Annotated in this window: 19 protein-coding genes; 14 read left to right on the forward strand and 5 right to left on the reverse strand. The window is 43.4% G+C overall.

Going from position 1 to position 13,574, the window contains the following annotated elements:
* Nucleotides 1-243 precede the first annotated feature (243 nt).
* From ACH0QE_RS08560 to ACH0QE_RS08570, 3 genes are all read right to left on the reverse strand, one after another.
* Nucleotides 244-609, reverse strand: coding sequence for a rhodanese-like domain-containing protein (locus tag ACH0QE_RS08560; protein ID WP_415800283.1), 366 nt, complete (start codon nt 607-609; stop codon nt 244-246).
* Between the two features lie 154 nt (nt 610-763).
* A complete protein-coding gene (locus ACH0QE_RS08565) occupies nt 764-1,429 on the reverse strand; it encodes an SIMPL domain-containing protein (protein ID WP_415800284.1) in 666 nt (221 codons plus the stop codon).
* Between the two features lie 110 nt (nt 1,430-1,539).
* Nucleotides 1,540-1,692 (reverse strand): hypothetical protein, encoded by a 153-nt coding sequence (locus tag ACH0QE_RS08570; protein WP_415800285.1) that lies wholly within the window; start codon nt 1,690-1,692, stop codon nt 1,540-1,542.
* Nucleotides 1,693-1,906: 214 nt separating this feature from the next.
* On the opposite strand from ACH0QE_RS08570, the gene spoIIIAA reads away from it, so the two are divergent.
* Genes spoIIIAA through ACH0QE_RS08610 form a run of 8 tightly spaced genes read left to right on the forward strand, consistent with a single transcriptional unit; the run spans nt 1,907 to nt 7,049 of the window.
* Nucleotides 1,907-2,830, forward strand: coding sequence for a stage III sporulation protein AA (spoIIIAA, locus tag ACH0QE_RS08575; protein ID WP_415800300.1), 924 nt, complete (start codon nt 1,907-1,909; stop codon nt 2,828-2,830).
* The gene (gene spoIIIAB, locus ACH0QE_RS08580) at nt 2,831-3,346 is read left to right on the forward strand and encodes a stage III sporulation protein SpoIIIAB (RefSeq protein WP_023627369.1); all 516 of its coding nucleotides are present in this window, start codon (nt 2,831-2,833) and stop codon (nt 3,344-3,346) included. It begins immediately after the preceding gene.
* Nucleotides 3,347-3,365: 19 nt separating this feature from the next.
* Nucleotides 3,366-3,572: a stage III sporulation protein AC gene (spoIIIAC, locus tag ACH0QE_RS08585; RefSeq protein ID WP_009794945.1), complete on the forward strand. Its 207-nt coding sequence runs from the start codon at nt 3,366-3,368 to the stop codon at nt 3,570-3,572.
* A 14-nt stretch (nt 3,573-3,586) separates the two neighbouring features.
* Entirely contained in the window at nt 3,587-3,976 is a 390-nt protein-coding gene (gene spoIIIAD / locus ACH0QE_RS08590; RefSeq protein ID WP_173401223.1) for a stage III sporulation protein AD, read from the forward strand.
* A gap of 32 nt (nt 3,977-4,008) precedes the next feature.
* Nucleotides 4,009-5,208: a stage III sporulation protein AE gene (spoIIIAE, locus tag ACH0QE_RS08595; protein ID WP_415800286.1), complete on the forward strand. Its 1,200-nt coding sequence runs from the start codon at nt 4,009-4,011 to the stop codon at nt 5,206-5,208.
* A gap of 13 nt (nt 5,209-5,221) precedes the next feature.
* Nucleotides 5,222-5,851, forward strand: a complete 630-nt coding sequence (gene spoIIIAF / locus ACH0QE_RS08600) for a stage III sporulation protein AF (protein ID WP_415800287.1) — start codon at nt 5,222-5,224, stop codon at nt 5,849-5,851.
* The gene (gene spoIIIAG / locus ACH0QE_RS08605) at nt 5,841-6,500 is read left to right on the forward strand and encodes a stage III sporulation protein AG (protein ID WP_415800288.1); all 660 of its coding nucleotides are present in this window, start codon (nt 5,841-5,843) and stop codon (nt 6,498-6,500) included. Before spoIIIAF ends, spoIIIAG begins: the two co-directional genes overlap by 11 nt.
* A 3-nt stretch (nt 6,501-6,503) precedes the next feature.
* The gene (locus ACH0QE_RS08610; protein ID WP_415800289.1) at nt 6,504-7,049 is read left to right on the forward strand and encodes a SpoIIIAH-like family protein; all 546 of its coding nucleotides are present in this window, start codon (nt 6,504-6,506) and stop codon (nt 7,047-7,049) included.
* A 38-nt stretch (nt 7,050-7,087) separates the two neighbouring features.
* Here the strand turns inward: ACH0QE_RS08610 and ACH0QE_RS08615 are convergent, their stop codons facing one another.
* Nucleotides 7,088-8,569 (reverse strand): methyl-accepting chemotaxis protein, encoded by a 1,482-nt coding sequence (locus tag ACH0QE_RS08615; RefSeq protein WP_415800290.1) that lies wholly within the window; start codon nt 8,567-8,569, stop codon nt 7,088-7,090.
* Between the two features lie 207 nt (nt 8,570-8,776).
* On the opposite strand from ACH0QE_RS08615, the gene accB reads away from it, so the two are divergent.
* From accB to folD, 5 genes are all read left to right on the forward strand, one after another.
* Nucleotides 8,777-9,283 (forward strand): acetyl-CoA carboxylase biotin carboxyl carrier protein, encoded by a 507-nt coding sequence (gene accB / locus ACH0QE_RS08620; protein ID WP_415800291.1) that lies wholly within the window; start codon nt 8,777-8,779, stop codon nt 9,281-9,283.
* Nucleotides 9,284-9,295: 12 nt separating this feature from the next.
* Nucleotides 9,296-10,651, forward strand: a complete 1,356-nt coding sequence (gene accC / locus ACH0QE_RS08625) for an acetyl-CoA carboxylase biotin carboxylase subunit (protein ID WP_415800292.1) — start codon at nt 9,296-9,298, stop codon at nt 10,649-10,651.
* A 14-nt stretch (nt 10,652-10,665) separates the two neighbouring features.
* Entirely contained in the window at nt 10,666-11,076 is a 411-nt protein-coding gene (locus tag ACH0QE_RS08630) for an Asp23/Gls24 family envelope stress response protein (protein WP_415800294.1), read from the forward strand.
* Between the two features lie 552 nt (nt 11,077-11,628).
* Nucleotides 11,629-12,021 (forward strand): transcription antitermination factor NusB, encoded by a 393-nt coding sequence (gene nusB, locus ACH0QE_RS08635; protein WP_415800295.1) that lies wholly within the window; start codon nt 11,629-11,631, stop codon nt 12,019-12,021.
* 54 nt (nt 12,022-12,075) lie between these two features.
* Nucleotides 12,076-12,948 (forward strand): bifunctional methylenetetrahydrofolate dehydrogenase/methenyltetrahydrofolate cyclohydrolase FolD, encoded by an 873-nt coding sequence (gene folD / locus ACH0QE_RS08640; protein ID WP_415800296.1) that lies wholly within the window; start codon nt 12,076-12,078, stop codon nt 12,946-12,948.
* A gap of 169 nt (nt 12,949-13,117) precedes the next feature.
* On the opposite strand, the gene ACH0QE_RS08645 is transcribed toward folD, so the two are convergent.
* Entirely contained in the window at nt 13,118-13,333 is a 216-nt protein-coding gene (locus ACH0QE_RS08645; RefSeq protein ID WP_415800297.1) for a hypothetical protein, read from the reverse strand.
* Between the two features lie 13 nt (nt 13,334-13,346).
* On the opposite strand from ACH0QE_RS08645, the gene ACH0QE_RS08650 reads away from it, so the two are divergent.
* Nucleotides 13,347-13,574 (forward strand): hypothetical protein (locus ACH0QE_RS08650; protein WP_415800299.1); only part of this gene is annotated, 228 nt, incomplete at its 3' end.

Raw genomic sequence — 13,574 nt, forward strand, 5'->3', positions numbered from 1 at the left:
CATTTTGTGATTCTCTTTTCGGTTTGAACATCCAATCCACCATCCTAGGTATTATTAGTTATATTATAACAAATTAACGCGGTGAATTGATGAAGTTAAATGATAAAAATAAAGGCTGTCGAGAGTTTCTCGACAGCCTGACCTGCTGAAAAGCAGGTCTTTTTATATGGAAAAAGCATCTCAGAGTACCAAGATGCTTAATTGCTGTGCTTGTCATAGTTAATCAAATAGCTTGCGTCTTTCTTATTGCTCAATCTCAAATTTCCATTCATTCATACCGCCGGTCATATTGTAGATATTTTTGAAGCCATTTTCAACGAGGATTCCGCTAGCCTGCGTAGAGCGGTTGCCGCTGCGGCAGACGACCAAGTATTTTTGGTCTTTATCCAGCTCGGAAAGCATGCTCTCAATGACTTGCAATGGTACTAATTTCGCTCCTGGAATATGTCCTGCTGCGAATTCATCTGGAGTACGCACATCTAAAACTTGTACTTCTCCACTATCTATCAATTCTTTTGCCTCATCGACTGAAACATCAGTATAGGAACCGCCGCCCGAACAGCCGGTAATCAACAATATTAACATAAATGCCGCAAATAATTTCTTCATGATGATCTCTCCTTAATAAATACATATAGAGGTATTTTAACTTAAATATATTCAAGTAGATATAGACAAATTGTGTCAGTTGAGGTTTGCATTTTTGCTTAAACCTTTATACCAGAAAAAAGCCAGGCAATTCGCCTGACTTTAGGTAGATTCATTAACCAATATATGTTCCAGTAACTGTAGCTTTGATTTCCAGTTGTCCTGGTTCAATCGGCGTCCCGCTCCCGCTGCTTGTATCTAATGAAGCAACAAGGAAGGGGCCAGGTGAACCTTTCTGGGTTTCTTCGGTAATCGTGAGAGGGGAAATGGCGGTTTGGATACCTAAGGTCCGAGCAACAGTTTGGGCTTTGTTGTATGAATCAACCACTGCCATTGATAGTGCCCGATTGTACAATTCCTGAGGTTCTGCAACTGAAAATTGTATGTTCATAATCTCGTTTGCGCCATTTTCCACAGCGGTATCGATGATCAAGCCTGCCTGTGCAAGATTCCTGATCGTGATACTGTACAGATGTGTGACGCGATATCCTTGAAAAAACTGCTTGCCGTCTTCGTAGGTGTAGATTGGGTCGATCCGGAAATCGGCCGTTTTCATATCATCCTTTGCAATCCCAAGGTTCTGTAAGGCTGCTAACATCCCATTAGATTTTTCGGCATTTTCAGCTTGGGCAGTTTGCAGGTTTTGATTTTCCGTCCGAACGCCAACCGTTGCTGTCGCCCTATTTGGCGCAGCGAACACAGAACCTTCTCCACTAACAGTGATCTTCTTTCCATTTCCGTTACTGTTACTACGGTAGCCAGTATACATTCCATTAACCATCCATCATCCCTCCACACTACTTTTTCTATTACCTATTTCTATGTTGTTATTGAAAAACAAATAACGGTCATAGAAAAAAGCATGGAATGGATAAAAGGAACAGAAAGAATTTACTCGCCGGCTCCAGGTGCTTTGTCAGTGTCATTCTTGTTGTTATATTTAGTGTCTGTCATCGGTGATTCCTTTGGAATTCTGCCGCCTCCAAGGTAGGAAGCCCGGTCGTCTCTCTGGACTTTCTGAAACTTTTGGTGATCCTCATTCATATTTATCAACTCCTTTCGATACTATTTTTTTCGTTTAAGTGCCATATTATTTCCCTATTGGCTATGCAGCACAAAGCTATCCACAAAATATCTGATTATCGTATTTGATCAAACACTCAACAAAGTCTCACTTTCAACCATTCGTGAATCTGCCGGTCATAAAGTGGCCAAGCAGGCATACATATTAAGTAAGCGTATGTCAGGAGGATCGATGATGGACGATATCTTATCTTTTTTGCCGAAACGAATTGCGGAATTGCTGGATGCAGTGCCTCCTAATGACAAAGATGGGATGGAAGAAGTGCGGATACGGATTAACCGTCCGCTTGAAATAACGGTAAGAGGAAAGCCACAATTCTTGCCGTATATCATTCCGCCGGAGGATGCTGTCCAGCTGTTGAACAAGCTAGGGCATTTTTCTATGTATACCTTGGAGGAAGAATTAAAGCGTGGCTATATCACCATTGCCGGTGGTCATCGTGTCGGTCTTGCAGGAAAGGTAATCCTTGAAAATGGCTTTGTAAAAGCAATCAGGGATATCTCCTCCTTTAATCTGAGGATAGCCAGGGAAAAAATCGGGATTGCAGAGCCGTTGCTTCCATATATTTACCAGAACGGCTGGAAGCACACGATGATAATCGGACCGCCCCAGACAGGAAAGACCACATTGCTCAGGGATATAGCGAGGATGATTTCAAGCGGGATTCCCGATAAAAAATTGCTTCCTCTAAAAGCTGGCATTGTGGATGAGAGATCCGAAATAGCAGGTTGTGTAAAAGGGGTACCTCAACTTACATTTGGACCGCGAGTAGATATCCTGGATTCTTGCCCTAAGGCCGAGGGGATGATGATGATGATCCGCTCAATGAGCCCCGATGTGCTGGTCGTTGATGAGATTGGCCGCAAAGAAGACGGAGAGGCAATTCTTGAAGCCGTTAATGCAGGAATAAAATTAATCATGACAACCCATGGAGATTCGCTAGAGGATATCCAAAAAAGGCCAACTTTGAAACCGATTCTGGAGATGGGGATATTTGATAGATTTGTGGAGCTCGGAAGAATTTCTGGCCCGGGAACAATCACCTCGATCAGGGAAGCAAGCGGCAAAGAAATTCGCCAAAAAGTGAGAGTGACATAAATGATAAAAATAATTGGCGCTATTTTAATTATCCTGGCCACGACATGGACAGGTTTCGAAGCATCAAGGCATCTTAGCGAGCGCCCAAGACAGCTTCGGCTCCTGAAGTCGGCATTGCAATCTTTGGAGGCAGAAATCATGTATGGTCACACACCGCTGCATGATGCCTCGAGAAAGCTCGCAGCTCAGATGTCTAAGCCTTTATCCTGGTTTTTTGAAGCTTTTTCCAAAAAGCTGACAGAATCCGATACAACGGTGAAAGCCGCATGGGAAGAAAGCTTGAAAGAAGTCTGGAAACTGACAGCCTTCAAACAGGGAGAGTTTGAAATCATGAAGCAATTTGGTGAGACGCTCGGCAGGCATGACCGTCATTCACAGCAAAAACAAATCCTGCTGACGATCTCCCATCTGGAAAGAGAAGAAGCAGATGCCTGCGAAAAACAAATGAAATACGAAAAAATGGTGAAAAGTATCGGCTTTTTATCTGGCTTATTGTTAATCATCTTACTGATATAGCGTTTAGGAGGAGGACAAGATGGGTCTTGAAGTGGATATTATTTTTAAAATCGCAGGTGTAGGCATTGTCGTTGCATTTTTACACACTATTCTCGATCAGGTGGGAAAGAAGGAATATGCGCAGTGGGTAACCTTGTTTGGGTTCATCTACATCCTTTTCATGGTCGCTTCGATTGTCGACGATCTCTTTCAAAAAATTAAATCTGTTTTCCTATTTCAAGGGTAAGGGAGGGCTTTGCCATTGAAATCCTTCAAATAACAGGTGTAGCACTGATCGCGACTTTCCTGGCCCTGATTGTCAAGGAACAAAAGCCAAACTTTGCTTTCTTGCTGATTGTGTTCACGGGTTCAGCTATTTTCCTCTTTCTCGTTGATCAAATCTACCAGATCATATCGATGATCCAGAAGCTGGCGGCTAATGCAAAAGTAAATCTCGTTTATGTGGAAACCATCCTGAAAATCATCGGAATCGCCTATATTGCCGAATTCGCGGCCCAAATCACAAAAGATGCAGGCCAGGGGGCTATTGCTTCAAAAATAGAATTGGGCGGAAAAATTCTTATTCTGGCCATGGCCATTCCGATTCTCACTGTAATGATCGAAACAATCATTCGCTTGATTCCGGGCTGATCGCGAGCCTTTTCTTAAAGAGGTGACTATAGTTGAAGCAGCGTTTGCAGTTCATACTTGGCATTATATTGATCCAGCTATTTTTTTTCATTCCGGGTGTACAAGCTGCTGGTGACGAAGAGGAAACCAGCGCATTGATCAATCCGGATAAAATCGCCGGAGCCCAGCTTGAGGACTTGAATATTGATGAACTCAAAGGGTTCTGGGAGGATATCATCAACAAATATGATGGCTATTTACCTGAAAGCCAGAAAGGCAGTCTATATGATTTTATCAGCGGTGAAAAGAAATTTTCACTGAAGCAATGGTTCAAAGGCATACTGAACTTTGCATTCCATGAGTTTATCGTCAATGGAAAATTATTAGGTTCGCTGATATTGCTCACCGTATTCAGCATGTTTCTTCAAGCTCTGCAAAATTCCTTTGAAAAAAGCACGATCAGTAAGGTTGCCTATTCTATTGTGTTCATGGTCCTCATTATTATTGCGCTCAACAGTTTCCATGTTGTGGTTGATTACACAAATGACACGATAAGTACAATGATTCAATTCATTCTTGCTTTGATCCCGCTGCTCCTGGCCCTGATGGCAACATCCGGGGGCCTGATATCGGCAGCTTTTTTCCATCCAGTCATTCTATTTATGATGAACACCAGCGGCATGTTCATCCAGTATGTCGTGCTGCCGCTCTTATTTCTTTCGACACTTCTGAGTATAGTCAGCGTCCTGTCAGAGCATTACAAGGTCACACAGTTGGCCAGTATGCTCCGGAACTGGAGTGTCGGGCTGCTTGGAATTTTACTGACCGTATTTCTGGGTGTCATTTCCGTCCAGGGGGCCTCCTCAGCGGTGACAGATGGGGTCACTGTCAAGACGGCTAAATTCATTACAGGCAATTTTGTTCCGGTAATCGGACGTGTGTTCACGGATGCGACGGATACAGTCATCAGCGCTTCGATGCTGCTTAAGAATACAGTCGGTCTGGCGGGGGTGGCCATCCTGCTGATTATCGCTGCTTTTCCGGCTGTTAAAATACTGATGGTAGCATTCATATATAAATTTGCGGCCGCGATTCTACAGCCATTGGGTGGCGGCCCGGTGATAACTTGTCTCGATATTATCAGCAAAAGTATCATCTATGTTTTTGCTGCACTGGGGATTGTTTCCTTGATGTTTTTCCTGACAATCACGGTCATTATTGCCGCTGGAAATCTAACGATGATGGTGAGGTAAGGGGGGAGAATAAATGGATTTTATTAAAGAGTGGATTACCAATATTATTATCTTCATTCTCCTGGCGACTGTCCTTGACATGCTGCTGCCTAATTCCAGCTTCCAGAAATATACGAAAATTGTCACCGGGTTGATTTTGATCGCCATCATCCTGTTCCCGGTCATGAAACTGTTTACTTCAGACTTTGAATCAGCGATCGCTTCAATGGGCCAATTCAATAGTTTGGAGGATGAAAATATAAAAAATTCAATAGAATTTCAGAAAAAAGAAATACAAGCATCCCAGCATGCATATATTTTAGAAACAATGGCTGTCCAATTGAAAACAGCCGCAGAGGAGGAGTTGATGGAGCAGCAAGGAATGGAGATTGCTAATATCGAGCTTGAAGTAAATGATCAGGATCAGCGGCCTTTCCCTGAGAACCTGGAGTATGTCATCGTGCATGTGAAAAAAGCCGAAGATGAGGGAGAGACTGTGGCAGTAGTAAGAGAAGTAGAAATTGATACGAATGCACCCCTTCCATCAAAACAAACCTCTCAGAATACAGATCAAATATCTTCTCTTCTGTCAGAGAAATGGAATGTTCCTGAAAAGTCTATTCAAATAATGATAGAAGGGGGGAGTGACGAGCATGGACAATGAGAAAGGTCCTTTAAGCTGGCTTAAGAGGCAATTGAGCAGCAAAGACGGACCGCCAGAGAAGAAATCTGGAAAATACCAATACTTAATGATTGTCGTACTTTTCGGGGCAGCGATCATGCTCATAGGCAATATCGTGGGAGACAAAAATCCTGATATGGCGGTTACAGCCACGAAGGAGGCAGGGGCTGAAGAGGATGCTGCCGTGTTCGGGCAAAAGAAATCGGCAGGCAATGACATCATTTCTGATTATGAAGAGGCTTATGAAGCTCAGCTGACAGAAGTGCTCGAAGGAATAAATGGCGTCGGGGATGTCACAGTCTTCGTAAACGTAGATGCCACTGAAAAAAAGGTTCTGGAGAAGAACACGGTCATCCAGTCCCAGACGACGGATGAAACCGATCGTGAAGGCGGCAAACGCAAGGTCCAGGACGCTTCACAGGATGAGCAGCTGGTCATCATCCGCAATGGTGAAAAAGAGGTTCCTATCGTTCTGGAGACAAAGAAGCCGGAAATCAGAGGTGTCGTCGTCGTAGCCAAGGGTGCCGAAAATATACAAGTGAAAAAATGGATTATCGAGGCCGTCACCAGGGCTTTGGATGTACCAAACCACCGGGTGGCAGTCATGCCTAAAAAATCTAAGGGGGAATAATAGATGTTATTGAAAAAGCAAACAGTTTGGTTATTGACAATGTTAAGTCTTGTAGTGGTGCTGTCGGTGTATTACATCACTTCACCTGAACAGCAAACAGCGGATCTGGCTGGTGTTGAAGAGCAAAAGGCTGAAGATAAAGAGACGGCAGCAACTGAATCAAAAGATGGTAAGACAGTCATCTCTGGCATCGCAAGCGATGAAAAGTTCGAGGCACTTCGCATGAAGCTCGAAGAACAGCGTACTAAAATGAAGGAAGACCTTCAGGCCATCGTGGCTTCCACTGATCTGCCGGCTCAAGACCGCAGCGATGCGATTGAAAAGATGAACGAGCTTGATGAAGTAGCTCAAAAGGAAGGCGTACTGGAAACTTTAATCAAATCAATGGGCTATGAAGATGCACTTGTACGTGCGGACGGAGAGAATGTCAGAATTACAGTGAAGGCTCAGGAGCATTCAGCATCTGCTGCTAACGAAATCATTCAGATGGTACGCACAGAGCTTGGCTCATTACAGCCAGTCGCTGTACAATTTGAGCCTGTAAAATAAGAGAAAAACAAGTAAAAGGGAAGGCTATGGCCTTCCCTTTATTTTTGCTGGAGCTTAATTAAGTTGTCTAGAGATTGATGTGCTGCTTCAACGGATTTAAATAAATGTTCATGATGTTCACTCTGCGAAATAGCTGCTGCTGAGATTTCCTCCAACGCGGCGCTTGCCTGCTGGATGACGGAACTGAAGCCAGTAATGGAACTTTCGATTGCCACCGAGGAATCCAAGATGGTTTTTGTCAGCCCCTCCTGCTCAGAAATATCACTCTTCAAAACTTTGAAAGTTTGGTGTATTGTTTCAAATGCCTCCATGGTCTCTGCAGCTAATTCAAGGTTTTGTGTAAGTTTTTCAGCCGTCATGTTTACGCCTTCTTTTGTTTTAGAAGTATCACTCATGACGCTTTTTAAGTTTTCGGTAATTTGCGTGGCTGTATTACTTGTGATATCAGCAAGCTTTCTTACTTCTTCGGCAACGACGGCAAATCCTTTGCCACTGTCTCCTGCACGAGCTGCCTCAATAGATGCGTTCAGTGCCAGCAAATTAGTTTGGGAAGCAATTCCCTGTATATCCGATGCAAAGCTGGTTGTTTCCTTGATCAGCGCAGAAAGAGACAAGATGTGTGTATTGACATTCTGCATATTTTCATAGGAAGCTGTCAATTCTGAAATAAGGCTGGACATTAGCTCATCGCCTTTATCTGAGACCTTTTCGGCAGCCACTGCATCCTGATGCAGCTTTTTGACAAGCGCTGATGTCCTGGCGATGACCTGATTTGTATTTTCAAGAGATTGGGTAATGTCCACGACTGAATCCGACTGGATATTGATCCCTGCTGATATCTCTGTCACAGACTGGGTCATTTCAATGGAAGATTGATAATTTTCCTTGCTCTTGAATCTAACATCATCAATCAGCTTTGCAATGCTCCTTGTATTGCTTTCGATTACTTTGCGTGTCTCTAAATCTTTAATCAACAGACTCTCTGTTTCCTGCTGTGCTGACTCTATCGTTTGAGCGAGCTTTTTGGAGATGGAAAACTGGAAGCCAAGCATGACTGTGACCAGCATATACAATAGATAAATGGTTACATAGTTTTTCGTTTCCAAAGGCAGCTCGTGGTTATGCATCAGTGTGAATGCCGTAATAATTACAAACCCGAGACCGGAAGCCAGAATCAGTAATTTCCTGTCCATATAGATTGCTGCGGCAGCAAGGATAAAATAAAGAAGGGTATAGGCAGTAGGTGAAACGCTAGTTTCCATAATTAAAAACAGCACAGCGGAAACTATAACAACGGAAAGATAAGGGATGAAATTCGTTAGCTTTTTGGTATAGTGGAGCATTGCGACAACTCCGACCCCGGCTCCACCTCCAACTATGATTGAAAGAATCACTGCAAGTTCCTTCTGCATTGCAATATCAACAACTGTCGCCAAAATAACAGACACCAAAGTGGCTTTGACGATTAAAGAATTTTTTCTTTCCAAATCATCTCTCTTAATTTCTTCAATACTTTTCATCGATTGTATTCTCCTCTAAATTTCAAACTAATGTTATATTCGCTAGAAATTTCGGGATTCCTGTCGTATGAATTCACTTTTTTTTCAGAAAACATTAAAATAGAGAAGGAAGACAAGAAACAGCGTTTCATATTGAATTTTTACATGGTATTATCGTATAGTGTTAGTATCTAGTCTTAATTATGAAATGGACAAGGGGTGCCTAAGATGTTAAAAGTACAAGAAATCAGAGAGTTAATCAAATTAGTGGACCAATCAAGCATTGACGAATTTTCATATGAATATGAAGGATCAAAAATCAAAATGAAGAAGCATGGAGCAGTCAAATCTGTAGTTGAGAACGTTCAGCCAGCTGCACCAGCACCTGCTCCACAGCCAGTACCGGCAGTTCAGGAAGCTCCACGCACTGAGCCTAAGGTCGAAGCGGCAGCAGTGCAGGAAGTGAAGCAGGAAGAAGCCCAGGATACTTCCAATTTACATAAGATCGTTTCACCAATGGTTGGGACTTTCTATCAATCTTCTTCTCCTGAAGCAGATGCATATGTAAAAGCAGGCTCAAAGGTCAGCAAAGATTCGATTGTATGCATAGTAGAAGCCATGAAGCTCTTCAACGAAATCGAAGCAGAAGTGAATGGGGAAATCGTTGAAGTTCTTGTTAAAGACGGCCAGCTGGTTGAATACGGCCAAGCTTTATTCCTGGTCAAGCCCGAATAAGGAGCGATATTGATGATAAAAAAATTACTGATAGCCAATAGAGGAGAAATCGCAGTCAGGGTCATCCGTGCCTGCAGGGAATTGGGAGTCGAATCCGTAGCTGTGTATTCCGAAGCAGACAAAGAATCACTTCATGTACAGCTTGCTGATGAAGCATATTGTATTGGTCCGAAAGCTTCAAAAGACAGCTATTTGAATTTCACGAATATTATCAGCGTAGCGAAATTGACTGGTTGTGACGCCATCCACCCTGGATATGGTTTCCTTGCTGAAAATGCAGACTTCGCTGAGCTTTGCAGAGAGTGCAACATCATTTTCGTCGGACCATCTCCTGAAGCAATCCAAAAAATGGGGACTAAAGATGTCGCAAGGGAAACAATGAAAGAGGCGAATGTTCCAATCGTTCCAGGATCACAGGGAATCATTGAGAGCACAGAAGATGCTGTCAGCCTTGCTAACGACATTGGTTATCCTGTCATCATTAAAGCGACAGCTGGAGGCGGAGGAAAAGGAATTCGTGTTGCCAGGACGGAACAGGAAATGATCAAAGGGATCAATATCACCCAGCAGGAAGCGATGACAGCATTCGGAAACCCAGGTGTTTATATTGAAAAATATATCGAAGATTTCCGCCATGTCGAAATCCAGGTGCTTGCAGATAACTATGGACATACCATTCATCTTGGCGAGCGTGATTGTTCAATCCAGAGGCGCCTTCAAAAGCTTCTTGAGGAAACACCTTCACCTGCGCTTGACGGAGAAATCAGGGCTGAAATGGGCGCTGCTGCAGTCAAAGCGGCAAAAGCAGTTGATTATACTGGAGCCGGCACGGTAGAATTTATTTATGATTATCGCAATCGTAAATTTTATTTCATGGAGATGAATACGCGGATACAGGTTGAACATCCTGTAACTGAAATGGTAACAGGTGTCGATTTGATCAAAGAACAGATCAAGATTGCCTCAGGTGAAAGGCTGAACCTTAAGCAGGAAGACGTAGAGTTCAATGGATGGGCGATTGAATGCCGCATCAACGCAGAAAATCCTGCAAAAAACTTCATGCCATCAGCGGGCAAAATCAAAATGTATCTCCCTCCAGGCGGATTTGGTGTTAGAATAGACTCAGCGGCATATCCTGGTTATACGATCCCGCCTTACTATGATTCAATGATTGCGAAGGTCATTACTTATGGAAGCAGCAGGGAAGAAGCGATTGACCGCATGAAGAGAGCGCTTGGTGAGTTTGTGGTTGAAGGCATCCACACAACCATCCCGTTCCATCTCAAGCTGCTGAACCATGAGAAATTCGTGGAAGGGCAGTTCAATACGAAATTTTTAGAAATGCATGATCTTATGACAGAAGAATAATAGGAGGTCTAGCCATGAGTGAACAGCAACATTTACTTGAAATGAGCCATGATGAGAACGGCTTAGGGAAAGTGGAAATTGCACCTGAAGTAATTGAAGTCATTGCAAGCATCGCTGCATCCGAAGTAGAAGGTGTCACGCAAATGCGCGGCAGCTTCGCGGCTGGAGTAGTTGAAAGACTTGGCAAGAAAAATCACGGCAAAGGTGTAAAGGTCGAGCTTGTCGAAGAAGGAATCAAGGTTGACGTATATTGTGTCATGAAGTTTGGCGTTTCCATTCCTGTGGTTGCCCAAAAAATCCAGGATAACATCCGTCAGGCATTATTGAACATGACTGCACTCGATGCAACTGAAGTAAATATCCATGTAGTCGGCGTCCAGTTCGAAAACCAAAAAGTAGAACCTGAAGTCGAACAAGAAGTTTAACCACCGAACCAAAGGCATAATTATGCATGCCTTTGGTTTTTTTTGTAGGTCAGGAGGAATTGCTCCTGGAAGCGTCAATCTTTCGGTGCTCAGGATATTGTAGTCCGAAGTAAAAGCTTTAGAGGAAGTAGGCCAAAGTAGGCTGGGGTTCGGACAAAACCTTGTGCTGTAGCGGAAAAATTGTCCGAAGTAGCCCCATGTTCAGACAAAATACCGTGTCTTGGAGGAAAAGTTGTCTGAAGTAGCCCAAGGTTCGGACAAAATACCGTGTTGCAGAGTGAAAGTTGTCTGAAGTATCTCCGTATAAGGGCGATACCCAATCCCACAGCAGAAATCACTACTTATTGGAGGATATTGAACTAATCGTGGTGTTAAAGTTGCTAGTGCTGTTCTAATTTACTCATAAATTCTTAGCGACTAAGAGATATTTCCGCTTGTTTTGATTAACTTTTTTCTAAAAAGTGAAAAATAATAGGAAACCATGCGTAAAGAGATATGATATGCTATTATTTTGTTAGAATCAGACAAGCCATAAAGGAGCTAAGGAATTCAATGAAAAGAAGAACAGCACGAGAAAAGGCATTACAAGCCTTATTCCAGATTGATATAAGCAAGGTGGAAGTTTCAGACGCGATTGAACATGTGCTTGAAGAAGAAGCCGGGGATGATTACCTGAACAAGCTTGTGAACGGTACGGTCGAGCATCAGCAGGAAATCGATGAAGAGATCAAGACGTATCTAGAGAAATGGTCGCTCGACAGAATTGCAGCTGTTGACCGGAATCTTCTGCGCCTAGCCGTATACGAATTAAAGTATTGCAACGAAGACGTACCGATGAATGTCGTTCTTGATGAAGCGATCGAAATTGCTAAATTATATGGGGATGACCAATCAAGCCGATTTATTAATGGTGTTCTGTCAAAAGTAAAGCAGAGCATTTCCTAAAACCATTGGAAGCAGGCAGGTTGGACCTTCCCTGATCACATAGGGGGAGAAAGTATGGCTGCTAGTATTATTGATGGAAAAGAAATTGCTAAAAAGAAGAAACTTGAAGTCGCCGACCAGGTCAAGGAGCTGAAGAACCAGGGAGTAACTCCGGGCCTGGCTGTGATACTTGTCGGTGATAACCAGGCATCAAGAACCTATGTCAACAGTAAGCAAAAAACTGCACGAGAACTTGGTATGCATAATGTTCTGATTGAATACCCTGTCTCCATAACTGAACAGGAACTATTGGGAAAAATATACGAACTCAACGGTGATGAAGAGATTCACGGCATTTTGGTTCAGCTTCCGCTTCCAGATCACATCAATGAAAAAAATCTGATTGAAGCTATTTCCCCAGAAAAAGATGTTGATGGCTTCCATCCAATCAATATTGGTCGGATGATGACTGGCCAGGATGCTTTTTTACCGTGCACGCCATATGGTGTAATGGTGATGATGAAGGAGATAGGGATTGACCTTGCGGGGAAGCATGTAGTTGTCGTAGGCAGGAGCAATATTGTCGGCAAGCCGGCAGGCCAACTCTTCTTAAATGAAAATGCAACGGTTACATATTGCCATTCAAGGACAAAAGACTTAAAAGAACATACGAAACAGGCAGATGTAGTGATAGCAGCAGTTGGAAAAGCAGGCTTGATTACCGCTGACCATATCAAGCCAGGAGCTGTGATTATCGATGTTGGCATGAACCGCGATGATCATGGCAAGCTATGTGGTGATGTGGCCTATGTTGAAGTCAAAGAAAAAGCCGGGTATATCACTCCTGTACCTGGGGGAGTTGGTCCAATGACCATCGCCATGTTGATGTACAACACTCTGAAGTCTGCAAAGAACCATATGAATAGACTTCAAAACTCAAATCTATAAGGCGTGATTCTGTCCATATCTGTTATAAGTTAGAAACTGAAAATCCACTTATGTTAAGTGACGAATCGGGATTCTAAATTTATAATGGATGTGGGCAGTTTTTTTGAGACTGAAAAGTATAAATTTCGACTTCGAGAATTGTCTAGCTCCAGCGCCTAGCCTGTTTTCATCACTGAGAGAGCTTCTGCGAGTATCTTGCGAGAAGCGTTAGCTTTGAGCCGCTCGAGCCGCTCGTCTTTTCGCCTCCTAGAAACTCCGAAACTTCAACTCCGCCGGCAGAAGCAAAAAGCGCTTCTTTGTCGGAGTCTCCAGTTTCTGCGTTTCTGGACAGTCGGCTATACATTTCTATTTCGGTCCTGCCAATGAAGTCAAAGAACGACTTCACTGTCAGGCCCTCTATGGCAAAGGACGTGCAAACCCGCCTGCCACACGATGTGGCGCTTTTAGGCGGGCAGCGCTTGTCGGGGCTGACCAAGGCGCTTCCGCATTTCTTAGAATTATCAGACCTTTTGTTGACGCTTGCTTCTGTTCTTGTTACGATTTCTCTAGTTGCAAATGGAATGGGAGAGATGATGATGAAGCCTTATTCTTTTGAACATGGGGCGGACTATGCCGCACAGCTTGAC

This window comes from Mesobacillus sp. (assembly GCF_047739415.1).
Taxonomy (GTDB): Bacteria; Bacillota; Bacilli; order Bacillales; family Cytobacillaceae; genus Mesobacillus.